This window comes from Spirosoma sp. 48-14 (assembly GCF_001898575.1).
Classification (GTDB): Bacteria; Bacteroidota; Bacteroidia; order Cytophagales; family Spirosomataceae; genus Spirosoma.
Genome location: NZ_MKUD01000037.1, coordinates 48,635 through 74,689, shown reverse-complemented (window position 1 = coordinate 74,689; position 26,055 = coordinate 48,635). Strand labels below are relative to the sequence as shown.

Below are 26,055 nucleotides of genomic sequence, written 5' to 3'. Positions count from 1 at the left end.
ACGTCGCAGTTGCCGCAAGGTTCGGGTAGTTCTTCCGAGAAATAGGAGAGCAGAATCTGACGCCGGCAGGTGTGGGCATCGGCATATTGCTGCATCCGCTCCAGTTTAGCCAATTGAAGCCCCAGGTTTGCCGGATTGTTTTCAGCCAGCATCTCCTTATAGGTGGCTACATCGGCGAAGCTGTAGAAGAGCACCGTTTGTGCCGCAGCCCCGTCGCGCCCGGCCCGACCGATTTCCTGATAAAAGCTCTCAATGTTTTTGGGCATGTTGTAATGAATCACCCAACGCACGTTCGATTTGTCGATGCCCATGCCAAAAGCGATGGTGGCACACATGATTCGAACATCGTCGCGTAGAAAGGCCTCCTGGGTTTTATTCCGGTCGTCGGGGTCCATTTTTGCGTGGTAAAAGGCGGCACTGAATCCTTTTTCCTGCAATTTGGCCGCCAGTGATTCGGTCGATTTCCGGCTGAGGCAGTAGATGATTCCCGACGTATTCGGTTTCTGCTGAAGGAGCCGGATAATTTGCTGAAGTCGGTTTTGCCCCGGCAGAACCTGTAAACTCAGGTTCGTTCGGTTGAAGGATGCCACAAACACCGCCGGGTCGACCATACCAAGGCCGGTAGCAATATCCTGACGGGTTAGTTTATCGGCCGTTGCGGTCAGGGCGATGGTCGGCACCTGCGGAAACTGCTCTTTCAGGACATGCAACTGGGTATATTCAGGCCGAAAGTCGTGCCCCCACGACGAAATACAGTGCGCTTCATCGATGGCAAACAACGAAACGTTGATCTGCTTTAGAAAATGGAAAAACGACTCAGTAAGTAGTTTTTCGGGCGAAACGTAGAGTAGTTTAAGCTTTCCTTTGTGGCAGTCTGCTTCAATATCGCGCTGTTCACGGGATGTTTGGGTACTATTGTAATAAGCCGCCTGAATACCGTTCATATGCAGGGCCCCCACCTGATCTTTCATGAGAGCTATGAGCGGAGAAACCACGATAGTAACACCCGGCAACATCAGGGCAGGAATCTGAAAACAGACGGATTTACCCCCACCCGTAGGCATCAGTACTACCGTATCGCGTCCGCTTAGAATCGACTGGATAATAGCTTCCTGCATCGGCCGGAAGCGGTCGTATCCATAGTAACGTTTCAGGTAATCGGCCGGATTTTGCGTCTGGAGAGGGGGTGTACTAATCATTGACAGATTCGAGTAATGGTATGCGGGTCGAGCAACTGTCAATACGACGGGCTAAAAGCGATTGGTGACAGCTACCGGCTACAATCATTCTATCAAATTTAAGCAAAATTTAAGTAATTTTTAGTGTTGGAATGGTGATTTTCTCCCCATCTTTCCGTCCTAAGAACCGAGTCCATTGTTTCACAAAACCCGATCTGATTTGTATGAAAAAGACCCTGTCAATCATGTGCCTTGCATTAAGCCTGCTGGTTGCCTCCAACGGCTGGGCACAGGACGATAAACCGTCAAAAAACAAAGCAAAGAAAGAACAGAACGAAGCCGATAAAGACGCTAAGAAGGCGGCAAAGGCCGAGAAAAAAGCCGCTAAAGAGGCTGCCCAGTCGGGTATGACCGATGCGGATAAGGCGCAGGCTAAAGCCGACAAACAAGCTGCCAAAGCGGAGAAGAAAGCTGCAAAAGATGCCGACAAAGCGACGGCTAAGGCAGATGCCAAACTAGATAAGGCAGATAAGAAAGCTGATAAAGCGACGACTAATGCGGGCCTGAAAGACGACAAGATGGACAAGCCCTCAAAAGCGGATAAGACGGACAAAGCCGATAAAATGGCGAAAGCATCAGCGCCAGCCGTGAAAGAGGAGAAGGCCACTCCAGCCGATTACAAAGCTCCGGTTGACCCTTCTTCCAAAGGGCCTAACGGTGAGAAAGTAATGGTTGGCCCGCGTGGAGGTAAGTATTACATCAATAAAAACGGTAACAAGACCTACCTGAGTAGTGCAAAAAGTAAGTAACTGCTGAATAATCGAACAGGAAGGGGCCGGAGTCATTAACTTCGGCCCCTTCCTGTTAATAAGTGGATTGATATGATTTATCCAGGGGTGCGGTGCCCTGAATAATACCATCTTTGATCAGGTGGGTAACCAGCTCTCGGGGTAAAATTTCGTTATTGCTCAATCCCGTTGTTACGAGGGCTTTCCAGAAAGGGATGCCCGTAGCCAGACTTTTCATTTCTAGCAGAAGCTCGTTGTTCGATGAAATATATCGGCCCGAGCCCGATGTATAGCTCCGATTAAAATCAATCGTTAAGACCACTTCGCTCTGGCAGGCTTGCCGTTGCTTTTCGATAGCCTCTTCGGCCGTTTCAAACGAAATAGGACTATTAGAGACAGTGCAAACCTGATAACCTGGCGGGAAGGCAGTTTGTAACGAAGCCAGATAAGCAGGCTTGGTTGTCGGTAATCGCGATACGATCAGAATGCGTTTAAACGCTGGTTTGGCATCTGTTTTTACGTTCGACTGGAAGGTTGCTGTTACGCAGCTCGTCAGACTAATGAACAAGCCACAAATCAGTAGGCCAGATACGATAGATTTCATCAGGTTTAGCAGTTGGTGTTGGTCAAACATACTAACCGCCTGGCGATTTGATTGTTAAATGACTGTTAAACTTCCTGAAAACGGATTGTTGACTATCTTACGATAAATTCATCAACGCTATGCTTCTACGATTTACCCTGTTCCTTCTGTTTGTTTCAATCGGTTGTGTTCGCCAGTCAGATAAAGTCCGTCAACTGCCTGGTTTGCAGGAGCCTGTCGACATTGTCCGCGACAAATGGGGTGTCAACCACATTTATGCAAAAAATGAGCATGATTTATTTTTTGCACAAGGTTACTCGGCTGCCCAGGACCGACTGTTTCAACTCGAAATGTGGCGTCGGCAGGCTACCGGAACCACCGCCGAACTGTTGGGGCCACAGGAGCTTAAACGGGATATAGGCGCTCGCTTATTTCGATTTCGGGGAAATCTGGATGATGAACTCAGGCAGTACCACCCGCATGGGCCACAAATTGTCCGGGCGTTTGTCGATGGAATCAATGCCTATATCAACACCATTCTGAAAACACCGGACCAACTGCCGTTCGAATTTCAGGTGCTCCGTACAAAGCCCGGCCTTTGGACGCCAGAAGTCGTAGTGAGTCGACATCAGGGAATTATGGCTAATGTGCGGGATGAGTTGAATTACGGTCGTTTGGTGCATTTGCTCGGTCCCGATAAGGTTCGGGCGTTGCAGTGGTTTCATCCGACCTCGAAACCCAATGAGCCTGATCTGACCCTGCACGTAAACGGCGATGAATTGTTCCAACCCATCCTGGAACTGTACGAGGCCTTTCGACTGCCGCTGAAATATAAAGGTGTACTCAGCAAAGCCGATGAAGACGAAGCGCTACAGTTCGATAGCGGCCGTTGGTTCGACACCGAAAAGCAATACACAGGTTCGAATAACTGGGTTATCTCTGGGGCTAAGTCGGCCAGTGGCTTTCCGATGCTGGCCAACGATCCGCATCGGTCGCAGGCAACGCCTTCGCTACGCTATTGGGTGCATCTGGATGCGCCGGGCTGGCATGTGGTAGGCGCTGGGGAGCCGACATTGCCAGGTATTTCTATTGGGCATAATGAGTATGGAGCCTGGGGGCTAACCATCTTCGAAACAGATAACGAAGACCTATACGTGTACGAAACCAACCCGGCCAATCCGAATCAGTACCGCTACAAGGGAGCCTGGGTGGACATGAAAACGCTGACCGAAACGATTCCCGTAAAAGGGGGTAAGCCGGTCAATGCAATCCTGAAATATACCCAACACGGGCCCGTCGTTTTTGACGATACCGTACATCATAAAGTCTATGCCGTTCGGGCGGGCTGGCTTGAACCAGGTTGTGCACCGTATCTGGCCAGTTTACGAATGAATCAGGCGCGTAACTGGGCCGAATTTCGGCAGGCGTGTCTACAAAGTCGGGTGCCGGGCGAAAACATGATCTGGGCCGAGCGCCCTGTCGACGGGAAGGCTGGAAACATTGGCTGGCAGGTGGTGGCTTTATCGCCTGTGCGGCCGAACTATACCGGGCTGGTGCCTGTGCCGGGCGATGGGCGCTTTGAGTGGAATGATTATCTGCCTATTCAGCAGTTGCCCAACGCACTTAATCCACCCGAAGGTTATATCGTAACGGCCAATAATAACCTGTTGCCGCCTGATTATCCGTATCGAAACGCGGTTGGCTGGACTTGGGCGTCACCGAGCCGGGCCGACCGGATTAAAGAGGTATTGAATGATGGTGAGCCAAAAAGCCTGAACGATTTTAAAGCGTTACAAGCGGATTACCTGTCTATACCGGCCCGAATGATTGTTCCTTTACTTCAACAATCGACATCTGCCAATCCGCAAACGCAACGGGCGTTGACCTATTTGCGTCGGTGGGATTATCGACTCGATCCGAATTCCATAGCGGCTACCATTTTTATCGCCTGGGATGATGCGTTGAAAGCGGCTGTTTATGAAGAGAAAGTTCCTGCAAAAGCACGGCCATATCTAAAATCATTACCTACCAGCCGGGTGACGGAAGCCCTGTTGCAACCCGGTTCACATCGCGATAGTCTCCTGATCCGTTGCCTCGATAAAGCCGTGACTGGTTTAACTGAACAGCTCGGCCCTAATATGGCGAGCTGGCAGTATGGACAGCCTAAGTTTAAGCATATTACGATCACGCATCCACTGAGCGGCCTGGTCGATAAAGGCATGCAGAAGCGAATCAATTTGGGGCCTATGGCAAGGGGCGGCTACGGCGAAACCGTCAATGCTACCTCGTTTGATCTGAACCAGACGCACGGAGCTTCGTTCCGAATTTTGGTCGATACACAGGATTGGGATAAAACCTTGGGCATCAATACCCCCGGCCAGTCGGGTAATCCCGATAGTCCACACTACAGCGACCTGTTTCCGATCTGGGCGAAGAACGACTACTTTCCGGTGTATTTCTCAAAAGACAAAGTGAATTCGGTGTCAGAAGCGAAGGTCGTGCTGAAGCCCTAGGTGTACTCTGGCATGGACGGAAGCCCGCGTAAGCTGATATTCTGGCTTTAATTGGCTACTGGCTATGCGGGCTTCCGCCCACGCTACTTATTCATTTCGTACTTTTGCTGCCGAAAACTGTACGAACCGACAGTTTCACAAGCGAATGGATATTCAGGAAGAGTTAAAAAGTGCGATTCAACGGGCCGTTTCCGAGTTATACCAACAGGAATCAGGCGAGGTTTCTTTACAACCCACCAAAAAAGAATTCGACGGACTTTATACGTTCGTGACGTTTCCGCTGACAAAGGCGTTGCGGCAGGCCCCTGCTCAAATCGGCCAGGCTATTGGTAACTGGTTGGTAGCGAATAGCGAAATCGTGAGTGGCTTCAATGTGGTACAGGGTTTTCTGAATATCAGTATTGCCGATGCAGCCTGGATTGAGGTGTTGAACGACATCGCCGGAAATCCATCTTTTGGTCAGTTAGCATCCAAAGGGAAGTCGGTGATGGTTGAGTTTTCGTCACCAAATACCAATAAACCCCTGCACCTGGGTCACCTGCGCAATAATTTTCTGGGCGATTCGGTCAGTCGTATTCTGGCTGCCAATGGCTATGATGTGGTTAAAACCTGTATTGTCAACGATCGGGGTGTACACATCTGTAAGTCGATGCTGGCCTACAAGCTTTTCGGCAACGATGAAACACCGGAGCAGGCAGGCATGAAAGGCGATCATTTAGTTGGTAAATACTACGTTCTGTTCGACAAGGCGTATAAACAGCAAGTCGAAGAGATGGTAGGGCAAGGAATGCCTAAAGAAGAGGCTGAGAAAAAAGCACCCCTGATGCTTGAGGTGCAGCAGATGCTTCGGCTTTGGGAACAGGGCGATCCTGAAACCGTTTCCCTCTGGCGCAAACTCAACGACTGGGTGTATACCGGATTCGATGCTACTTATCAGTCGATTGGTGTCAGCTTCGACAAAACCTATTACGAGTCGAATACGTATGTACTCGGAAAGGAAATTGTCGAAGAAGGGTTGCAGAAAGGTGTTTTTTACCGAAAAGACGACGGTTCTGTCTGGATTGACCTGACGGATCAGGGGCTGGACCAGAAACTGGTACTCCGCTCTGATGGTACATCGGTTTATATGACACAGGACCTGGGCACAACTGACCTGAAATACCAGGATTTTCATAACGACCGCCAGATCTGGGTGGTCGGGAATGAACAGGATTACCATTTTAATGTGCTGTTTGCCATTCTGCGTCGGTTAGGGCGTCCTTATGCCAACAATTTGTACCATCTTTCGTATGGCATGGTCGATTTGCCAACCGGCAAGATGAAGTCGCGGGAAGGGACGGTGGTCGACGCCGACGATCTGATCCAGGAAACGACCGAAGCTGCGGCTATGGCTGCTGATGATGCGGCCAAAGGGAAGCTCGACGAATTTACCGCAGCCGAGAAGGCGTCGCTGTTTCATATGCTGGGGCTAGGTGCGTTGAAATACTACCTGCTGAAAGTAGACCCTCAGAAGCGGATGCAGTTCAACCCCGCCGAATCGGTGGACTTGCATGGAAATACGGGGCCTTACATTCAGTATGTGCATGCCCGGATTCAGTCGATTCTTCGGAAAGCTACTGAGGCTGATATAGCGTTAAACGGAAACATTTCAGATACACAACTTGATGAGATTGAGCAGCAATTGGTCTTTCTGTTAAGTCAGTATCCACAGCGCGTGAAAGAGGCAGGCGACGATTTCGCACCGTCCTACCTGGCGCAATACGCGTATGAATTGGCGAAGACATTTAACCAGTTTTACGACAAGTTACCGATCCTGAAAGAGACGGACCCTGTGAAGCTTCAGACCCGACTTGTGCTGGCAAAATGCATTGGTGAAACTATTCAGAAAGCAATGGGCTTATTGGGCATAGAAGTTCCGCAGAAAATGTAGTTACTTTGTTCAAAATCAGTCAATACTAGTTTACTTTCTAAACGTTATGCGTACCGCATAGTAAAACCGAAAAACCAACCATGAAAAAGAATCTCATTTTTACGATGGCCGCTTTGGCACTTGTTTTCTCACTGTCCAGTTTTATGTCGCTTTCCTCGCTTGTTAACGGGATTTTTGCCGATGAGCGGGCTGCTGCTGCCAACATGGCTCCAACGAAAAGCCTGTACGACTTTACGGTAAACTCGCTGGATGGTAAGCCTGTTGCCTTGAAGGGGTTCAAAGGTAAAAAAGTAGTTATTCTGAATGTAGCGTCGAAGTGCGGTTTCACTCCTCAGTATGCCGACTGGGAGAAATTCTACAAAGAGCACGGCAGCAAAATTGTGGTGTTGGGTTTCCCTGCTAATAACTTCAAGAGCCAGGAACCCGGCTCCAATGAAGAGATTGCTGAGTTCTGCAAAAAGAATTATGGCGTAACCTTTCCGATGTTTGAAAAAGTATCGGTTCTGGGCGATGATCAGGCGCCAATCTACAAGTGGCTGACCCACAAAGATCTGAACGGCTGGAACGATCAGGCTCCTACCTGGAACTTCTGCAAATATGTGATCAACGAAAAAGGCGAACTGACCAACTTCTTCAACTCGAAAGTAAAACCCGAAGACGAAGAGTTTAAAAAAGCAGTTGGTATCTAATTAGTGAAAGAGCGAAAGAGTGAAAGTGCGAAAATTCTGGCATCTGCCTTTTTCGCACTTTCACTCTTTCGCTCTTTCACTCTTTGCTATTATGAAAAGTTGGATTGCGGCTGCGCGACCCCGGACATTACCGCTGTCGTTGGCAAGTATTATTTTAGGAAGTTTTCTGGCCTCGGCCGATGGCCATTTTAGCTGGACGATTGCGTTGCTGGCTGCTCTGACCACCATTTTTCTGCAAATCCTGTCGAACTTCGCCAACGATTACGGCGATGCGGTTTCGGGAAAAGATACTGAGCTTCGGGTAGGCCCACGTAGGGCAGTAGCTACTGGCGACATCAGTAAAGAAGCGATGATGCGCGGTATTATTCTGATGTCGGTCTTATCACTGATAAGTGGAGTTGGGCTTTTGGTCGTTGCTTTTTATGGTGCGGGCCCAAAGCTCTTCTGGTTTTTTCTGGTGTTAGGGCTGCTCAGTATTGCGGCTGCTATTGGCTATACAAATGGCAAGCACCCCTATGGATACGCCGGTTTTGGCGACATTGCTGTTTTGATTTTCTTCGGTTGGGTGGGCGTTTTAGGAACGTATTTTCTGCACACCCTTTCGTTCAATCCGCTTCTTCTTTTACCGGCTACCAGCGTTGGCCTTTTCGCAACGGGCGTTCTGAATGTCAATAATATCCGTGACATCGAAACAGATACCATGACGGGTAAACGGTCGATTCCCTCGCGGCTGGGGCTATCGCTGGCGATTTGGTATCACTGGGGGCTGTTGATTGCTGGTATGGCTTGTGCGCTCGCCTATTCGTTCCTGACAGGAGCGGCCTGGGTTAGCTATCTGTATGTACTGGCGTTCCCGCTCTTTATTCTAAATGGTCGTGCCATTGCCTCCCACCAACGTCCGGCAGAACTTAATCCGCGACTGGGCCAACTGGCTATGAGCACGTTACTCTTTGTGATCTTATTTGGAATCGGGCAAGTGTTATAGAGTGTCTTGATAAGAATGGTCAGGTAGTGTCAAGAGTCCTCATACAACGCTTGACAATACCTGACCATTCTTATTGCCTCACCACTTTGCGTGTTAGGGTTATCTCTCCAACCTGCACTTTCAGTAGGTACGTACCATGTGCATGCGGCATGGGCAAGGATTCAGAAAGTGTGCTGGTGGGAACAAATTGCTTCTGAAGTACCGAACGCCCATTCGCATCGACAAGGGTTACATTAATCTCTTTTTTCTGCCCCATCGTCAGCTCCACATGGAGTACATCGTGTGCCGGGTTCGGATAAACCTTTAGTTGGCTGTCTGAGAGGGTTTCTTCGGCCAGAGGCAAGAGTACGGTGATTGATGCCTGTCCTGAACTAGTGCCTTTACCGCAACTATTCTCAACACTGGCAATCGAATAGGCTGTCGACTGTGTTGGCTGAATCGTCAACGTAATGGGTGTTGCATTGGCTGAAAAAGTAGTGCCATCAGACAGGCTTCCTTTCCAGGGACCATCGCCCGTAAGGTTGATCGTTAACGCAACCGATTCGCCTTTCAATACCGTTGTTGACCCCGCAATCGTGGCGGTTGGTAAAGGTTTAACGGCAAAGGCATTACTCGGGCTTAGTTGGGCATACGGAATACCGCGCGGACGTACCTGTACCCGATAGCCGGTTCCGGGCGATAAAGTAGTCGGAAGCGTAGCCCGCAACGCGTTTATGGCTCCCGATCCAACAACCTGATTCGCGCTAAAATTACCAGATGCATCCGACAGAAGTACATCGTATTGCCAACCGGCAGCTTTAGTGGTATTTTCGGGGGTGGCTGTAACGGTAAACGTGCTCCCAACACAAACGGTGGTGGCTACCGACGCTTGTGTCGTGACTTTAGGTGGAGGCAATACGTTCACCGTAAACTGATCGGTCAGGCAGTTCTGGTTGTCTTTTACGGTGATGGGAAAGCTTCCGGCTTTATCCGCCACATAGCTAATGCTTCGGCTGTTTTGTCCGCCTGTCCAGCGATAGTCGCCATTCCAGGAGGCCGAAAATTGAAGCGTATCCCCATACTCGGCCGTAAGCGAGGTAGTAGTCCCGCTGTTTTTTACCAGTGTAAACCGATCTCCTATTGAGCCATCCGACAGTAAAAACTGGGCATCCAGCCGATCATCGTTTACATCCAGAATCATAGAGCCGCCCTGTGCTACGTTGTTATAGACCGTTGCTGGGTGGGGAAAACCAGGTGATTGCCCGCCCAATTGGCCACCAGAGCCATTTACGACATAAACCGTACCTTGGCCTTTCGATAAAATAGGGCATGAGTTGGGCGAACCATCGTACCGGCCCGTGTTATTGTCGGCCAGGTGGTTACCCTTGTCGAAGGTATTGGCCAGTCCCCGTAAGCCTTTCAGCCGATAGGTCCGTTCGTAGCCGTGACTATGGCCATTCATGACCAGATCGACACCGAACCGTTCCAGAATAGGGGTAAGGTTTTCGCGAATGAGCCGCATCGACTCTTCGGTGTCGGAATTGTGGCCGCCCTTGCTATACGGTGGGTGGTGAAAAATGACGATGGTCCAGGGAAGTTTATTGGCTGCCAAATCACGTTTGAGCCACTGCACTTGCGCTGAGGTGGTATCATAAAGGCGATACTGACCATCTTGCCTGCCCTGTGAATCGAGTGAGATCAGATGGACATTGCCGTAGTTGGCTGCGTAGTAGGATTTTGACCCTGATGGTATTCCGCCAGCTTCGCCCTGCTGTGGAAACGAAAACAGATTGTAATAGGCAATGTTGAAATTTGTTTCGCTATCGGCATAATCATGATTGCCGGGCGTAATGAAAATAGGCGTATTGCGAAGGGTAGATGCGTAAACTGGAAAGACCAGTTGCTGATATTCACTTTCCAACCCATACGAATACGCATTATCGCCAAGCCAGAGCCACAAGTCGGCTGGGCGGTTGGCTGTTGCCTTGCGATATGCCTGATATACAGCTTGCTGGTTGTCGCTCCCGCTGCCGAAATCGCCCAGAACCCACATGCGGAACGGACGTTTATCGCCCGCTGGCAGCGCTGTTTTGAACGAATAGTCGGGACCAGATGCCAGTTGGGTATCGCCATAGCCTATGGCATAGGTATAACGAGTGGCGGGTTGGAGGCCCGTAATCGTTAAACTATGTTCCTGAGTAGGTTGGGATTCCTGTAAATCCCCTGTAAGCTGGCTCGCCGATTGACCAAACCAAACCCGCCCTATACTGGGGGTATCGGTTCGCCAGCGAACGACCACCGACGTGGGTGTAACGACCTGTAAATAAGGGCCGCGACTAATTGTCGGCGTTTGGGCAGAAACCTGCTGACAGAGGCCGAGGACAAAGGCTAGTTGTATAAGTCGTAAAAGCTTCATTGGGTGACAGGGAGGTCACCGTAAAGGTACACCTACCAGGCGAAATTTATGCCCGGCAGGTGTAATTCATGTATGCCAATATACTGACTTATCGACCTTTATGTAAAGCCTGGTGCATTTTCAGTAAGTTTCGTACTGGCCAGTCACTCTGGTTATAGGCTTCCAGCTGGGCCAGTTTCATAACCAGTTGCCGTTCAATCCGCCGTCTTTCGTCGTTCGGCAGTTGCTTTAGATTGGCAGGTAACTGATGGAGTACCTGGTTTAATTGAAGGCAGGCCGTAGCGGGTAACGTAAAATGAGCGGCCAATCGCTCGACATCGGATAACTTCCAAAGGTCTGGTTTGCTACGCCGATTTCGGATAGCATTGCCACTTAGCCCCACGGCAATGCCTAATTGCTCATCGTTGAGCGAACACTCGCGTAACCGCCACATGACAGCCTGGTAATTGTTAACAAAGGAGTGTAGAGTTGAGCGTAGATAATCAATCAAAGTTGTAAAATGGTTAAGTGAACGCAGCTATTAATTGCGGGCAATTAGTATGTATCAGATGGGCTAGGGGGCTTTGTGCCGAAGGTCAGTTCGTACGCGTGCAGTCAATAAATTGAACTGCCTATCCATTGTGGGCACATTGGTTTATATACAACATTCGTGCCGTTGTGTATTTTTCTAGAATTAGATAAAAATCAGTAATCGTGCAAAGGGGATAAAAAAAATCACCTCTCCGAAGAAAGGTGACTCTGAATTGTCTCGGTACGGTAAGGCTATACGCGTTCGACGGTGAGCCGTAGCAGAAACTCATCCATCTCGATCTCAGTGGCCAACGGTCCAGAAGCGCGGCCGTTTAAGTCGCTTACTAAATCGAGCGATATGGCCTGAACTTCCTGGCTGATGTAGTCACGATTGGTTTCGATAGCCTGAGCAAGCACTTCGTTGTTGCGTTCCAGTTCAATCCGAATTTTATCGGTTACCGAGAAGTCACGGTCTTTGCGCAGATTCTGAATGCGGTTCACAAAATCACGGGCGATTCCTTCCCCACGTAATGCATCGGTAACGGTTACGTCGAGGGCAACGGTCAGGCTGCCTTCACTGGCTACGAGCCAGCCCGGAATATCTTCCGTCTGGATGTCGACATCCGAAAGTTGCAGATTGAAGGTGCCCAGTTGCAGTGCATTGGTTTGCTCCAGGGTCTTCAACTCGTCGTCGGTCATGGCCGTGATGGCGGCAGCGACCTCTTTCATTTGCTTACCAAACTTAGGCCCTAGTGCTTTGAAATTGGGTTTTACCCGCTTTTTCAAAATGCCACTGGCGTCGTCCACAAATTCAACGGCTTTTACATTGACTTCCGACATGATGATGGGGGCAACGTGCTCAATCTGCCGACGAGTATCTGCGCTCAACACCGGAATCAGGACGCGACTCAGTGGCTGACGAACTTTCAGTTTATGCCCTTTACGCAAGGAGTGAACCAGCGACGATACGCCCTGCGCGGCTTCCATCGATTGCTCCAGTTCGGTATTGATCAAGGTTTTATCAGCAATCGGGAAATCGGTCAGGTGAACTGAGGCTTTTCCTTCGTTCAGGCTCCGGTACAGCCAGTCGGCATAGAACGGTGCAATCGGCGACATAAGCTGGGCCACTACGCTCAGACATTCGTGCAGAGTTTCGTAGGCCGCTCGTTTATCAGCCGTCATGTTTCCGTCGGACGTGACCCCGGACCAGAAACGCCGACGCGACAGCCGGACGTACCAGTTCGACAGTTGGTCGTTCACAAAGTCCTGTACAGCCCGACCCGCTTTGGTTGGGTTATACCCATCAAATTGTTCTTCAACCTCCAGCACCAGCGATTGCAGCTTCGACAGAATCCAGCGATCAAGTTCAGGACGGTCGGCTACGGGGACTGTACGGCCTGTAAACGTAAAGTGATCCAGATTGGCATACAGCGCAAAGAAATTATAGGTATTCGAAAGCGTACCAAATAGTTTCCGTTGCACCTCGCCGATACCGTCTATGTTGAACTTCAGGTTGTCCCAGGGTTCCGCATTGGTAATCATGTACCAGCGCGTAGCATCGGGGCCATACTGAGCCAGCGTTTTGAACGGGTCGATGGCATTGCCCAGCCGTTTCGACATTTTGTTGCCATTTTTGTCGAGTACCAGTCCCGTCGAAACCACGTTTTTGAACGCAATCGAATCGAACAGCATACCCGCAATGGCGTGCAGGGTAAAGAACCAGCCGCGCGTCTGGTCAACACCTTCCGAGATAAAATCAGCCGGGAAGGCCTTGGCAAACACGTCTTTGTTCTCAAACGGATAGTGCCACTGTGCATAGGGCATGGCTCCTGAATCGAACCAAACATCGATCAGGTCCGGCTCGCGCTGCATGACTTTACCCGATTCCGAAACGAAATAGACCTCATCGACATAAGGCCGGTGAAGATCGTAATCACCGGAGGCTAGTTTTTGCAGATAAGCGTCGTTTTGAGTGCGTTGCTGTTCGGTTAGTACTTCTGAACCCTGTGCTTTTTGTACATAACTCGTCAATTCTTCAACCGAGCCGATGCAAACTTCCTCACCCGTTTCTGACCGCCAGATGGGTAACGGAGTGCCCCAGAAACGGCTGCGACTGAGGTTCCAGTCGACCAGGTTTTCGAGCCAGTTGCCAAAACGACCTGTACCTGTACTTTCAGGTTGCCAGTTGATGGTTTTGTTCAGTTCAACCAGTCGGTCTTTCTTCGCGGTTGTGCGGATGAACCAGCTGTCGAGCGGATAATACAGGATCGGTTTGTCGGTGCGCCAGCAGTGTGGATACGGGTGTTCGTACTTTTCTACCCGAAACGCCTTGTTTTCTTCTTTCAGTTTGATAGCAATCAGGACATCGGTTGGCCGGAATTCCGGGTCGGCGCGTTCTTCATCGGAATAGTATTCCTCTTTTACGTACCGACCCGCGAAATCTGTGATTTCGTTGACGAACTGACCATGCTTATCGACAATCGGGACTTCCTTGCCGTTCTCATCCTTCACCATGATGGGAGGAATACCGGCTGCCTGCGCTACCCGAAAGTCGTCGGCACCAAAGGTTGGTGAGGTATGAACCACTCCCGTACCATCTTCGGTCGTCACAAAATCGCCCAGGATAACCCGAAACGCTGACTTCTCGGGCTGAACGTACGGCAACAATTGCTCATACTCGATACCTTCCAGATGTTCGCCTTTAAATTCCGACAGAATTGCCCAAGGAATTACCTTGTCGTTTGGCAAGTACGCATCGAATGCCGGGCTGTTAGGCGAATCCTGGTGACCTTTTTCGTTGAACCATCGACTGACCAGCGCTTTAGCCAATACAACATTGATAGGAAGGAAGGTGTATGGGTTGAACGTCTTGACCAGTACATAATCGATGTCTTTTCCGACGGTCAGTGCTGAGTTTGCCGGTAAGGTCCAGGGCGTAGTAGTCCAGGCCAGGATGTAGACATCGGCATCAGCGGAGTCGAAAAACAAAAAGCCTGATTTACCCGTCGGCTTTACCTTAAACTGAGCCACGATTGTCGTATCGCGCACATCTTTATAGGTACCGGGCATGTTCAACTCGTGCGAACTCAGGCCAGTACCTGCTTTGGGCGAATACGGCTGAATGGTGTAGCCTTTGTAGAGCAAATCCTTGTCATACAACTGCTTCAGCAACCACCAGATCGACTCGATGTACTCGTTTTTGTAGGTGATATAGGGGTTGTCGAGGTCGACCCAATAGCCCATTTTCTGGGTTAGGTCGTTCCACTGGTCCGTAAACCGCATCACCGTTTCGCGGCATTTGCGGTTATAGTCTTCAACGCTAATACCACCTTCCGATTCCGGTTTGCCGATATGGTCTTTGGTAATGCCCAGTTCTTTTTCAACCTGAAGCTCGATGGGTAGTCCGTGCGTATCCCAGCCCCCTTTTCGTTCGACCTGATAGCCCTGCAGCGTTTTATAACGGCAGAAAATATCTTTAATGGTTCGGGCCATCACGTGGTGAATACCGGGGGTTCCGTTGGCCGAGGGCGGGCCTTCATAGAACGTAAACGTTGGCCGGCCTTCACGCAGCGAAACCGACTGTTCAAATACCTGATTCTGATTCCAGTAAGTTAACACCTCGGCCGCTAGCTTTGCGTAATCGAGGGATTCGTATTGTTGGTACTTCACGCCTGGCATAATCGAAAGCACAGATCATCGCTGGCGATGATCGTGCGGTTAAAAAATGAGTGCAAAGATACGGAAATTTGACGCACCCGACTGACTGGAAAGCGGTTCGTATTTCTTCATATCTTTGTATTTGATGAACAACGTGTTGCTACAGGAACGTTCATAGGCTCGACCGCTTATACAGTTCACCTTGATCGCGCTGTCAGGAAGTCCTTATTTTGAGCTTTTGCGAAGTAAGGACTTTTACTCAAAAATGATCTGACAGCTAACCATGACAAAAATTACCGTATTACTCACGGCCTTCTGCTTAGGCTCGTTATCGGCCATCGCCCAACTCACCTTTCCGGCCGATGGAGGAAACAAAAAAGCATCGGTTTCGGAGCGCATTGGCCTTACCGATGTAACGATTCATTATGACCGACCAGCTGTAAAAGGCCGCGAAGGTAAAGTGTGGGGCGAACTAGTTCACTATGGGTTTAAGGATCTGGGCTTTGGGACTAGTAAAGAATCGCCCTGGCGGGCTGGGGCCAACGAAAATACCACCATTACGGTCAGCACCGATGTCGCCATCAATGGGAAACCTTTGACGGCGGGTACGTATGGCCTACTAATGGCGGTGCAGGAAAATGATGTAACCGTCATTTTCTCGAAAAACAGTACGTCCTGGGGAAGTTATTTCTATGATCCTAAAGAAGATGCACTCCGCGTGACGGTGAAACCACTAAAAGACCGACCATCGGTAGAACGGTTGAAGTATGAGTTCACGAACGAAACGGATAGCTCGGCGGTGGTTATGCTGGAATGGGAAAAATGGGCAATTCCGTTTACCGTATCGGTCAATCTGGTACAGACGCAGCTAGCTTCCTTACGAAACGAACTACGGGGTGAAAAAGGGTTCCGCTGGGATGCCTACCAACAGGCAGCTGCTTATATAGCCGACCATAAAACGAATCTGGAGGAAGGTCTGCGCTGGGCCGATTATTCGATCAATGGCCAGTTTGTGGGCGAAAAGAATTTCAATACACTTAGTACCAAAGCGCGGCTGTTGTCGCTAATGAACCGCAGTACCGAAGCCGACGCGCTGATTAAAGAAGCGTTGCCCCTGGCGACTTTGCAGCAGGCGTATCAATACGGGCGGCAACTGATCAATCAGAAAAGAACAAAAGAAGCAATGGCGCTATTTCAGGATCTTGCCAAAAAATACCCGAATGTGTTTATGAGCAACATGGGGCTGATGCGGGCTTACTCGGCAATGGGTGATTACAAAACAGCTGCTGACTGGGGTAAAAAAGCGCTGGCCCTGGCTCCGGATGCCAATAACAAAGCTAACGTAGAACGTCTGCTTGGATTACTCGGACAAGGGAAGGATGTAAACTAGACTAGTACGATGGGGTAAGGATATGGGGAAATACCATGTCCTTACCCCATCGCTACTTATATCGACAAAATTACGAACTCAACCCGACGGTTTACTTTGCGTTCTTCGTCGGTGCCTTTGGTGAGAATAGGGCGTGTGTCGCCGTAGCCGATGGTCTGAATACGAACGATATCGATTCCTTTCTGAACCAGATATCGTTGGCAGGCAACTACCCGGTCGCGGGAGAGCTGCAAATTTTTATCGTGATCGCCGATGATGTCGGTATGACCTTCGAGCCGGATGGTCATGTTTGGGTTTTCTTCCATCATGGTCTCCAGTTTATCCAGTTCGGCGTAGGAGGCTGGTAAAAGATCTGATTTCGACATTTCGAAATAGACATTTTTCAGCGTTACCTTATCACCAACGGCCAGTGGTGTTAAGGTAATATCACGTGTGACACTTTTGCCGCCCGCCACTTTACTTAAATCCAGCACACCATTGGTCGATTGATACCCCCGTGCCGATACTATATACGTATACACCTGCCCTTTCTGTAACATCATTTTATACCCACCCGTCGAAGCAAAGCTCTGAACTGAGTCGATTGCCTGTTTGCTGGATGAAAGCTGATAATCGATTGTGGCCGTAACAGGTCGTTTGTTTTTCGCATCGCTGACCTTACCCGTAACCGTCACGGTGGTCACTTCGGGCGCAGGAGCAGGTATGGGAGCAGGTTTAGTCTTTGGAGTTTCCATCTCACCCCCTGAATTGCCGGTGGGGGCAGGAGGAACGTTTGTCGTCTTTTTAGGCAGGTTCGGTACGGGTTTGGGGGCTGGTGCCGTTGGTGGGTTGTACACGACCGGGTCGGCTGGGTTATTTACATGTAGGTTGTAGATGTTCCAGCATATGTATGCGTCGGAGTGGCATTCGAATAGGTCGAAGTTTTCCAGACCTTTATCCAATCGTTGGAAATAAATGGTAAAATTGACCTGCTCTCCGGGGTATGTATTTCGGCCTATCAGTTGTATTTTTCCAGTAGTAGGATTCCTCTCTTCCCGTTTCATAGGTATGCCCTCGACGCGAACAAAAGCAAATGTCCGGGCACCATTAGCTGCTACCAGGTAACTGTTAGGATCTAAGCCTATAGTGGTTCCTGATTGCAAAAGACGGCCATTTCGATCGTAATTCGGCCGGGCGTTATCTGTAAAGGTCAAATTCAGTATGGTGTAGTCGGGCGTCAGGCGGATGCTGTTTACGGTTACGCCGGGGTCGGCAGCGCGACCGCTGCCAGGCTGATTGCCAGCGTTCGGATAGGTATCATCAGGCGATTGCTGGCCACCGGAGGGATACTGGCCTCCACCTGAAGGATAGCCTGATGGATAGGAGCCGATCATGCAGGAAGATGTGAGTCCAGCCAGCAGGATAAAGAGGAGATAGCGTTGCCGCATACGTTCAGAGAGTATGTTTGGTTAATGACCAGAGTATATAGGTAATTACTGAATAAGACGGAAAGCGTAAACATTAGTTACAGCGCAGGGTCGATAATCTTTTAAAATGAAAGGCCTTATCGTACAATGGATAGTAAAAATTGTCTGATCATACCTTAGGTATACTACAAACTTACCTGAATCTTACGATCATGGCATCCGATAAACAAACGACTATTTCGCGGAGGGGCTTTCTGGATCTGGCGGCCAAAGGCACGCTGGCATCTTCGGCTCTGATTACAGGCTTTCCTACGATAGTACCTGCTTCGGTTTTTGGTAAAAATGCCCCCAGCAACCGAATCAATATAGGGGCTATCGGTACCGGGCGTATTTCGCGCGGGCACGACATGCCGGGTGTGTGGGAATACGATAATGCCCTGATTATGGCGGTTTGTGATCTGGATAGCAATCGGGCCGAGGATGCCAAAAAACTCGTTAACGGTGTATACGCGAAAAAAACGGGCAAGGATAATTACGATGGTGTTCGGGTATATACGGATTATCGCGAACTATTATTAAATAAGGATATTGATGCCGTTCTGGTCAGTACGCCCGACCACTGGCATGCACCGATTGTGGTCGATGCGGTACGGGCCAAAAAAGATGTATACATGCAGAAGCCAGCGTCACTCACCATTGCCGAAGGGCGCATGATGGCCGATGCTGTGAAGCAGTCGAAACAGATTGTGCAGGTTGGCAGTCAGCAGCGGTCGTCGGAACAGTTTCGGTATGCCGCCGAACTGGTGCGTAACGGTCGGATTGGTGAGCTGAAAACGGTATATGTCGGCCTTCCGGGCGATCCATCGGGCGATGAAGAACCACAAATGCCGATTCCTAAAAACCTGAATTACGACATGTGGCTCGGCACTACACCCGAAGTGTACTATACCGAAAAGCGGGTGCATCCGCAGGTTGGCTATGACCGGCCCGGCTGGTTACGTTGCGAACAGTTTGGGGCCGGTATGATTACGGGCTGGGGGGCACACCACATCGATTCAGCGCACTGGGCCATGAATACCGAGTATACGGGGCCCGTCGAAATCTGGGGGAAGGCCGATTTTCCAAAAAGCGGGTTGTGGGATGTACACGGTATTTTCCGTACCGAAGCTATGTACGAAAACGGTGTCCATATGATTGTGACGAACGAGATTGCCAACGGGATTCGGTTTGAAGGAACAAAAGGCTGGATTTTCGTGTCGCGGGGAGATGCCAACGTAACGGCCAGCGATCCGATTGCCAAGCAGAATGCTGCCAAAAAACTGGATGCCAGTGATCCTAAACTGCTGACATCTGTCATCGGGCCCAACGAAATCCATCTGCCGGTGAGTAAAGAGCACCATGGCAACTGGCTGGAAAGCATCGTAAGCCGGAAAGAACCCATTGCCCCCGTCGAAGTGGGGCATCGGTCCTGTACCGCCTGCCTGCTGCATCATGCGGCCATGAAATTGAATCGTAAACTCTATTGGGACCCTAAAAAAGAACAGTTCAAAAACGACCCCGAAGCCAACAAACTCCTGTCGCGCCCACAACGTGCGCCCTATGCGATCAAGGCGGTAGCTTCGGTAAAGTAACGTTTAATCAAAGCCTGTGTATTGAGGTGCGCCGACGTAACCATGACTATACGTTAGTTCATCCCAATACACAGGATCTAAGTAGTACTTATCAAATCAATTCGGAAAATGAAACTGTTGCCCACCGTTGGCATTATATGTATGGCTGCGATGATTACCGCCTGCCAGTCGTCAGAGAAAAGTGAAAAAGCCAATGGCCAAATCCAGTTAATCACGCTCGATCCTGGTCATTTTCATGCGGCCCTTGTACAGAAAAACAGGCTCGAAGGAGTCGACTCGGTTGTTCATGTGTATGCTCCCGATGGCCCGGACCTGCAACTGCATCTGGATAAAATCAATGGCTACAACACCCGACCCGAAAATCCGACGCACTGGAAAGAAGAAGTGTATAAAGGGGCCGATTTTCTGGACAAAATGATTGCCGAACGGGCCACGTCAGGCAAAAAGGGCAACGTAGTGGTTATGGCGGGTAACAACGGACTCAAAACCGATTATATCAAGAAGACCATCGAAGCCGGATTTAACGTGCTGGCCGACAAGCCGATGGTCATTGAGGCTTCGAAGTTTGAAGAATTGAAAAATGCGTTTGCGTCGGCCGAAAAAAATAAGGTCCTGCTGTACGACATCATGACCGAACGCTACGAAATCACGACCATGCTCCAGCGGGCTTTTTCGCAACAGGCTGAGGTATTCGGGACCCTGGAAAAAGGAACGCCTGAAAACCCAGCCGTAACGAAAGAAAGCGTACACCATTTCTATAAAAATGTATCGGGTAGTATTCTGACTCGACCAGCCTGGTTTATGGATGTAACACAACAGGGTGAAGGCATCGTAGACGTAACCACCCACCTGGTTGATCTCGTCCAATGGGAATGCTTCCCTGAGCAAACGATTGATTATCAGAAAGACATTAGCCTGACATCGGCCCGGCGCTGGACAACGGATATGCGTCTGAGCCAGTTCAAAGCCATTACTAAACAGGATGTTTTTCCGGATTACCTCAAAAAAGATGTGGTAAGCGATAGTATCCTGAAGGTATACAGCAACGGCGAAATCAACTACCAGTTGAAAGGTGTTCACGCCAAAGTATCGGTAACCTGGGCCTACAAAGCGCCCGAAGGAGCAGGCGACACGCACTACTCGATTATGCGCGGCACCAAAGCCAATCTGATTATCCGGCAGGGTGCCCCGCAGCAGTACAAACCGACGCTGTACATTGAAGCCGTTCCGGGCAGCAAAGATCTGGAAGCATCTATCAAAACGGTATTGCCGAAAATTCAGCAGGAGTTTCCGGGCGTTGAGGTAAAGAAAATCGGAACCGGCTGGGAGGTGGTCATTCCTGAAAAATACAAGGAAGGGCACGAAGCCCACTTTGGCCGGGTAGCGCAGAAATACCTCGATTACCTGAAAGCCGGTAGCCTGCCCGCGTGGGAAGTTCCTAACATGATTGCCAAATATTACACCACCACCCAGGCGTTGGAACTGGCGAAAAAACAAAGAGCGAAAGAGTGAATGAGTGAAAGAGCGAAATACTGACGCAAACTTTTTCGCTCTTTCGCTCATTCACTCTTTCGCTCATTATCAATCTTATGAACCCAAGAAGAAACTTCATTAAGGAGACCATCAGCACAGCGGCTGGATTGGTCCTGGCTCCTGCACTATCTAACGAATTAATTGGGGCTCCGGCCCTTGTTCGGTCAACATCGCTGGGGAGTGATTCGGTGCCGACAGGTGCCGCCCGGATTCGTTTCTCGGTGATCGGCATGAATCACGGGCATATTTATGGTCAGGTAGGTGCTGTACAGCGAGGGGGCGGTGAGCTTGTTTCGTTTTATGCCAAAGAACCTGACTTGGCCGCTGAATTTGCCAAGCGATTCCCACAGGCAAAACAGGCCAAGAGCGAAGCCGAAATTCTGGAAGATAAGTCGATCCAACTGGTTCTGAGTTCGGCTATTGCTAACGAACGAGCGCCATTAGGTATTCGGGTTATGAAGGCCGGTAAGGATTTTATGTCCGATAAACCCGGTATCACCACCCTTGAGCAACTGGCCGAAGTGCGTAAGGTTCAGAAAGAAACGAAGCGCATTTATTCAATCATGTACAGTGAACGGCTGGAGAATAAAGCCACGGTGAAAGCCGGCGAACTGGTCAAAGCAGGGGCCATTGGCAACGTGATCCAGACGGTTGGCCTAGGACCGCACCGCATGAATCCGGCAACGCGTCCTGCCTGGTTTTTCGAGAAAAAACAGTTTGGTGGTATTATCTGCGACATTGCTTCGCACCAGTTCGATCAGTACCTGTTCTTTACCGGATCGACCAAGGCCGATATTGTGGCGTCGCAGGTGGGGAATCTGCATTTTCCACAGTATCCGAATTTCGAGGATTTTGGCGATGTGATGCTGCGTGGTGATGGCGGTATGGGGTATATCCGGGTTGACTGGTTTACGCCCGACGGCCTGAAAAGCTGGGGTGATGGGCGCTTAACGATTTTAGGCACCGAAGGCTTTATCGAGATCCGTAAAAACATCGACCCCGGTGGGCGCGACGGTGGTAATCACCTGTTTATTACGGATAAGAAAGAAACCCGCTACATTGATTGCAGCAAAGAGAACCTGCCTTATGGTGAACAACTGGTCAACGATGTGTTGAATCGTACCGAAACGGCTATGTCGCAGGAGCATTGTTTCTTAGCTACTGAACTGGCTATTAAAGCGCAGAAGCAGGCACAGGTGATTCATTTGAAGAAATAAAAAGCTGAGGTTTTCGGCTAAGGTTTGCTTTTAGGCGAGCGGAAGAGGTTACTGATGTGGTAGCCACCTAAACTTTTATCGCTTCGTTTCTCATCTTTGCCGCAGAAACGAAGCGTTTTTTATGCCTGCTACTATTCTGCTGATCGACGATGAGCCGCGTCTCCGCCAGCTACTAGCGCGGATTCTGGAACTCGAAGGGTATACCGTGCTAGAGGCTGAAAATGCCCGTACGGGGTTGAAAATGCTGGAGCGGGAAGAGGTCCAGCTCGTAATCAGCGATGTGAAGCTGCCCGATAAGAACGGCATTGATCTGTCGGCGCAGATTAAGCAGCTCTATCCTGCCACCGAGATTATTGTGCTGACGGCTTATGGGACTATTTCGGATGGCGTAACGGCGATCAAAAATGGTGCATTCGACTACATTACCAAAGGCGACGATAACGATCGGATCATCCCACTCGTCAGCCGGGCTATTGAGAAAGCCACTCTTCAGCTTCGAATACAACAACTTGAAAAACAGGTTGGTCAACGATATGGATTCGACAGTATTATCGGCCATTCAAAACCTATTCAGCAAGCCATTGACCTGGCCCGCAAAGTAGCCGTTACCGATACAACGGTATTGCTGACGGGCGAAACAGGGACAGGTAAAGAAGTATTCGCTCAGGCGATTCACCAGGCAAGTCCACGCCGGACCGGGCCATTTGTAGCCATCAACTGTGGGGCGCTGGGTAAAGATATTCTGGAAAGTGAACTCTTCGGACATCGGGCTGGGGCCTTTACAGGGGCTAGCCGTGATCAGAAAGGATTATTTGCTGAAGCCATTAAAGGAACTATTTTCCTGGACGAGATTGGTGAAATGCCGCTTGATCTGCAGGCCAAGCTCCTGCGTGTACTCGAAACACACGAATTTCTGCGTGTGGGGGATACTAAACCAACCAAAACAGATGTTCGGATCATTGCCGCTACCAACCGAGGCCTTGAGCAGGAAGCGAACGCTGGACATTTCCGGCTCGATTTATATTATCGATTATCGGTTTTTCAAATCGAACTTCCCCCACTTCGTGATCGACGCGACGACATTCCCGGTCTGGCCCAACAGTTTGCCCGCCAATATGCCGCCAAGCTTGGTAAGCGCGACATCCGACTGAGTACAGAGTTTATTCAGAAGCTCCAGCAACACCCTTGGAAAGGCAATATCCGCGAATTGAAAAACGTCATCGAACGAGCTGTTATTCTGGCCGAGTCTCCTCAAAATACGCCGGTTGAACTCACGCCCGATCTGCTGCCCTACGAAATGCAAATGGCTGTTTCGGCAACGAACGTGGGCGATAGCTCCATACTGGATCTGGCAACGGTCGAACAACGGCACATCCGGCGGGTTCTAGAGCATACCAATGGCAACAAGACAGAAGCGGCCCGATTACTTGGTATCGGTCTGACCAGTCTTTATCGAAAATTGAGCGAAATGGATACTTTATGATCCGTATTCGGTCTAAGGGGGATTGAACCTTCAAAACAGTGTATTTCTTTATTTGACATGTCATCTACATCGCTTAACAAGGTTTCGGCGCAGGGGCTTCTGGTTGCTATCGGTATTGTTTTTGGGGATATTGGTACCTCTCCGCTTTATACATTGTCGGCCGTTATGCGAGGACGGGAGTTATCCGAAAACTTAGTGCTGGGTACATTCTCCTGCATTTTGTGGACGCTCACGTTACAAACCACCATTAAGTATGTGGTGATCACACTCCGGGCCGATAACAAGGGCGAAGGCGGCATCTTTTCGCTCTACACACTCGTTCGGCGATATACGGGCCAATGGCTAATGTACCCGGCCGTAATTGGCGGGGCATTTCTACTAGCCGATGGGTTGATTACACCTCCTATCTCAGTGTCGTCGGCAGTTGAAGGATTGCTGATTTTTTACCCTAAACTTGATACCGTTCCCATCGTTATCGCCATCCTGATCGCCTTGTTTGTCGGGCAACAGTTTGGCACACAGCAATTAGGAAAGTTATTTGGGCCGGTTATGCTGGTCTGGTTCAGTTTCATCGGGGTCATCGGCCTTTGGGCGTTGTGGAGCCAGCCGACGGTTCTTAAAGCGATCAATCCTTATTACGCCCTCCATTTCCTGATGACCTACCCCAGTGGTTTCTGGCTGTTGGGTGGTGTTTTCCTCTGCACGACTGGAGCCGAAGCGCTTTATTCCGATATGGGGCATTGCGGCCGGAGTAATATTCGGGTTAGCTGGGCCTATGTAAAAACAACGCTGTTGCTATCGTATGCGGGGCAATCGGCCTGGCTGATGCATCACCTTGGCCAACGACTGGGCGAAACAAGCCCGTTTTACAGCATTGTACCTCCATCCATTGTCGTCTTTAGCATTGGTCTGGCAACGTTGGCGACGATCATTGCTTCGCAGGCACTGATCAGTGGCTCGTTTACGCTGGTCAGTGAAGCCATGCGACTGACGCTCTGGCCACGGCAGCGCGTAGCCTACCCGTCCGATGAACGAGGGCAACTGTATGTGCCGTTTGTCAACTGGGCCTTAATGATTGGCTGTTGCCTGATTGTGCTTCACTTCCGGGAATCGAAAAACATGGAAGCTGCTTTTGGGCTGGCCGTCACGCTCACGATGCTCATGTCGACCGTACTGATGAGTATGTACATGCGTGTGAAGCGCTTCAATCCAATTCTTCAGGTTGTTCTGACTGCTATATTTCTCACCGTTGAGACGACGTTTCTGATCGCCAACCTAGTTAAGTTTGAAGAAGGTGGCTGGATTTCAGTCACGCTGGGGTTACTGATTATGGCCATGATGCTGTTCTGGCATGAGGGCGAGTCAATAAAACAGAGCCTGATCAAATACGAGTCGCTGACGAGTAATCTGCCCATTCTAAAATCGTTAAGTAATGATCTGACTATTCCGAAATTTGCTACCCATCTGGTTTACCTGACTACATCCGATTCCAGCAAGCGTATCGAGTCCGAAATCCTGTATTCGATTCTGAACCGGGCGCCCAAACGAGCGGACATTTACTGGTTTATTCACGTTTGTGTAGAAGATGAACCCTACGTGATGCGGTATTCGGTCGAAACCCTGGCAGCGGAGGATGTATATGTGGTTACGTTCTATCTGGGATTTCGTATCGATCCGCGTATCAATCTGCTTTTCAGAATGGTCGTCGAGGATATGGTGGAGAATAACGAAGTGACGATTGATAGCCGGTATAAATCGCTGAGTACACACCGGGTTCCCGGCGACTTTCGGTTTGTGCTTTTCCGACGATTTCTTTCCTACGAAAACGATCTGACCGTGCGCCAGCAAGTAATTATGTTCGGCTACATGCTGCTGAAAAATATTGCTTTATCGCCACAGGCGGCTTACGGGCTGGACACGAGCAACGTTACAATCGAGGCTGTTCCATTGGTTATCACCAGACCCAAATCGTTACCGCTTAAACGAATTGCTCCTAAAACGGATTAGACATTTTCAGGTGAGGCTGTTGAAAATACGTATGAGCTCTTTTAGCGTGCCCTAATGTGCAGATGCCATGTCTGTAGCGAGAGTCATCGCTGAAGCCATCATAAGCAGGATCTCCTGTCGCCTACTGACAGCCGAAAAAAATAATGGATACAAGAATCCT

General features: G+C 49.8%; 17 protein-coding genes. 11 read left to right on the top strand and 6 right to left on the bottom strand.

The genetic code is table 11. From position 1 onward, the window contains the following. The coding region (locus BGO59_RS19220) for an ATP-dependent DNA helicase RecQ (protein WP_293685812.1) at positions 1 to 1,199 on the bottom strand (1,199 nt) is incomplete at its 3' end. Between the two features lie 203 nt (positions 1,200 to 1,402). Between BGO59_RS19220 and BGO59_RS19215 the strand changes: the two genes are divergently transcribed. Next, positions 1,403 to 1,987 carry a hypothetical protein gene (locus BGO59_RS19215; protein WP_293685738.1) on the top strand — a complete coding sequence of 195 codons (585 nt, stop codon included), beginning with the start codon at positions 1,403 to 1,405 and terminating at the stop codon, positions 1,985 to 1,987. Positions 1,988 to 2,042: 55 nt separating this feature from the next. On the opposite strand, the gene BGO59_RS19210 is transcribed toward BGO59_RS19215, so the two are convergent. Continuing rightward, entirely contained in the window at positions 2,043 to 2,570 is a 528-nt protein-coding gene (locus tag BGO59_RS19210; protein ID WP_293685736.1) for a hypothetical protein, read from the bottom strand. A 119-nt stretch (positions 2,571 to 2,689) separates the two neighbouring features. Between BGO59_RS19210 and BGO59_RS19205 the strand changes: the two genes are divergently transcribed. From BGO59_RS19205 to BGO59_RS19190, 4 genes are all read left to right on the top strand, one after another. Continuing rightward, positions 2,690 to 5,062, top strand: a complete 2,373-nt coding sequence (locus BGO59_RS19205) for a penicillin acylase family protein (protein ID WP_293685734.1) — start codon at positions 2,690 to 2,692, stop codon at positions 5,060 to 5,062. A 145-nt stretch (positions 5,063 to 5,207) separates the two neighbouring features. Next, positions 5,208 to 6,992 (top strand): arginine--tRNA ligase, encoded by a 1,785-nt coding sequence (argS, locus tag BGO59_RS19200; protein ID WP_293685810.1) that lies wholly within the window; start codon positions 5,208 to 5,210, stop codon positions 6,990 to 6,992. Between the two features lie 80 nt (positions 6,993 to 7,072). Further along, entirely contained in the window at positions 7,073 to 7,681 is a 609-nt protein-coding gene (locus tag BGO59_RS19195; protein ID WP_293685732.1) for a glutathione peroxidase, read from the top strand. 91 nt (positions 7,682 to 7,772) lie between these two features. Continuing rightward, positions 7,773 to 8,666, top strand: coding sequence for a 1,4-dihydroxy-2-naphthoate polyprenyltransferase (locus BGO59_RS19190; RefSeq protein WP_293685730.1), 894 nt, complete (start codon positions 7,773 to 7,775; stop codon positions 8,664 to 8,666). Between the two features lie 70 nt (positions 8,667 to 8,736). On the opposite strand, the gene BGO59_RS19185 is transcribed toward BGO59_RS19190, so the two are convergent. The 3 genes from BGO59_RS19185 to ileS all read right to left on the bottom strand — a co-directional run bounded on the left by BGO59_RS19185 (position 8,737) and on the right by ileS (position 15,249). Further along, positions 8,737 to 11,061, bottom strand: a complete 2,325-nt coding sequence (locus BGO59_RS19185) for a metallophosphoesterase (RefSeq protein ID WP_293685728.1) — start codon at positions 11,059 to 11,061, stop codon at positions 8,737 to 8,739. Positions 11,062 to 11,149: 88 nt separating this feature from the next. Next, positions 11,150 to 11,494, bottom strand: coding sequence for a hypothetical protein (locus BGO59_RS19180; protein WP_293685726.1), 345 nt, complete (start codon positions 11,492 to 11,494; stop codon positions 11,150 to 11,152). A 329-nt stretch (positions 11,495 to 11,823) separates the two neighbouring features. Beyond that, positions 11,824 to 15,249 (bottom strand): isoleucine--tRNA ligase, encoded by a 3,426-nt coding sequence (ileS, locus tag BGO59_RS19175; RefSeq protein WP_293685724.1) that lies wholly within the window; start codon positions 15,247 to 15,249, stop codon positions 11,824 to 11,826. A gap of 262 nt (positions 15,250 to 15,511) precedes the next feature. Here ileS and BGO59_RS19170 point away from each other — a divergent pair, with 262 nt between their 5' ends. Then, entirely contained in the window at positions 15,512 to 16,618 is a 1,107-nt protein-coding gene (locus BGO59_RS19170) for a DUF2911 domain-containing protein (protein WP_293685722.1), read from the top strand. A 56-nt stretch (positions 16,619 to 16,674) separates the two neighbouring features. Here BGO59_RS19170 and BGO59_RS19165 read toward each other — a convergent pair whose 3' ends face one another. Next, positions 16,675 to 18,045: an OmpA family protein gene (locus BGO59_RS19165; RefSeq protein WP_293685720.1), complete on the bottom strand. Its 1,371-nt coding sequence runs from the start codon at positions 18,043 to 18,045 to the stop codon at positions 16,675 to 16,677. Between the two features lie 191 nt (positions 18,046 to 18,236). On the opposite strand from BGO59_RS19165, the gene BGO59_RS19160 reads away from it, so the two are divergent. The 5 genes from BGO59_RS19160 to BGO59_RS19140 all read left to right on the top strand — a co-directional run bounded on the left by BGO59_RS19160 (position 18,237) and on the right by BGO59_RS19140 (position 25,895). Continuing rightward, positions 18,237 to 19,655 carry a Gfo/Idh/MocA family oxidoreductase gene (locus tag BGO59_RS19160; RefSeq protein ID WP_293685718.1) on the top strand — a complete coding sequence of 473 codons (1,419 nt, stop codon included), beginning with the start codon at positions 18,237 to 18,239 and terminating at the stop codon, positions 19,653 to 19,655. A 108-nt stretch (positions 19,656 to 19,763) separates the two neighbouring features. Continuing rightward, positions 19,764 to 21,167: a putative oxidoreductase C-terminal domain-containing protein gene (locus BGO59_RS19155; protein ID WP_293685716.1), complete on the top strand. Its 1,404-nt coding sequence runs from the start codon at positions 19,764 to 19,766 to the stop codon at positions 21,165 to 21,167. A 77-nt stretch (positions 21,168 to 21,244) separates the two neighbouring features. After that, a complete protein-coding gene (locus BGO59_RS19150) occupies positions 21,245 to 22,405 on the top strand; it encodes a Gfo/Idh/MocA family oxidoreductase (protein ID WP_293685714.1) in 1,161 nt (386 codons plus the stop codon). A gap of 121 nt (positions 22,406 to 22,526) precedes the next feature. Continuing rightward, positions 22,527 to 23,888, top strand: a complete 1,362-nt coding sequence (locus BGO59_RS19145) for a sigma-54 dependent transcriptional regulator (RefSeq protein WP_293685712.1) — start codon at positions 22,527 to 22,529, stop codon at positions 23,886 to 23,888. A 57-nt stretch (positions 23,889 to 23,945) separates the two neighbouring features. After that, a complete protein-coding gene (locus BGO59_RS19140; protein ID WP_293685710.1) occupies positions 23,946 to 25,895 on the top strand; it encodes a KUP/HAK/KT family potassium transporter in 1,950 nt (649 codons plus the stop codon). The last annotated feature ends 160 nt before the right edge of the window (positions 25,896 to 26,055 follow it).

Bases quoted from the DNA above. Each gene is read 5' to 3' on its own strand.
- BGO59_RS19215 (WP_293685738.1), top strand. From the start codon at position 1,403: ATGAAAAAGACCCTGTCAATCATGTGCCTTGCATTAAGCCTGCTGGTT.
- BGO59_RS19210 (WP_293685736.1), bottom strand. From the start codon at position 2,570: ATGAAATCTATCGTATCTGGCCTACTGATTTGTGGCTTGTTCATTAGT.
- BGO59_RS19205 (WP_293685734.1), top strand. From the start codon at position 2,690: ATGCTTCTACGATTTACCCTGTTCCTTCTGTTTGTTTCAATCGGTTGT.
- argS (WP_293685810.1), top strand. From the start codon at position 5,208: ATGGATATTCAGGAAGAGTTAAAAAGTGCGATTCAACGGGCCGTTTCC.
- BGO59_RS19195 (WP_293685732.1), top strand. From the start codon at position 7,073: ATGAAAAAGAATCTCATTTTTACGATGGCCGCTTTGGCACTTGTTTTC.
- BGO59_RS19190 (WP_293685730.1), top strand. From the start codon at position 7,773: ATGAAAAGTTGGATTGCGGCTGCGCGACCCCGGACATTACCGCTGTCG.
- BGO59_RS19185 (WP_293685728.1), bottom strand. From the start codon at position 11,061: ATGAAGCTTTTACGACTTATACAACTAGCCTTTGTCCTCGGCCTCTGT.
- BGO59_RS19180 (WP_293685726.1), bottom strand. From the start codon at position 11,494: ATGTGGCGGTTACGCGAGTGTTCGCTCAACGATGAGCAATTAGGCATT.
- ileS (WP_293685724.1), bottom strand. From the start codon at position 15,249: ATGCCAGGCGTGAAGTACCAACAATACGAATCCCTCGATTACGCAAAG.
- BGO59_RS19170 (WP_293685722.1), top strand. From the start codon at position 15,512: ATGACAAAAATTACCGTATTACTCACGGCCTTCTGCTTAGGCTCGTTA.
- BGO59_RS19165 (WP_293685720.1), bottom strand. From the start codon at position 18,045: ATGCGGCAACGCTATCTCCTCTTTATCCTGCTGGCTGGACTCACATCT.
- BGO59_RS19160 (WP_293685718.1), top strand. From the start codon at position 18,237: ATGGCATCCGATAAACAAACGACTATTTCGCGGAGGGGCTTTCTGGAT.
- BGO59_RS19155 (WP_293685716.1), top strand. From the start codon at position 19,764: ATGAAACTGTTGCCCACCGTTGGCATTATATGTATGGCTGCGATGATT.
- BGO59_RS19150 (WP_293685714.1), top strand. From the start codon at position 21,245: ATGAACCCAAGAAGAAACTTCATTAAGGAGACCATCAGCACAGCGGCT.
- BGO59_RS19145 (WP_293685712.1), top strand. From the start codon at position 22,527: ATGCCTGCTACTATTCTGCTGATCGACGATGAGCCGCGTCTCCGCCAG.
- BGO59_RS19140 (WP_293685710.1), top strand. From the start codon at position 23,946: ATGTCATCTACATCGCTTAACAAGGTTTCGGCGCAGGGGCTTCTGGTT.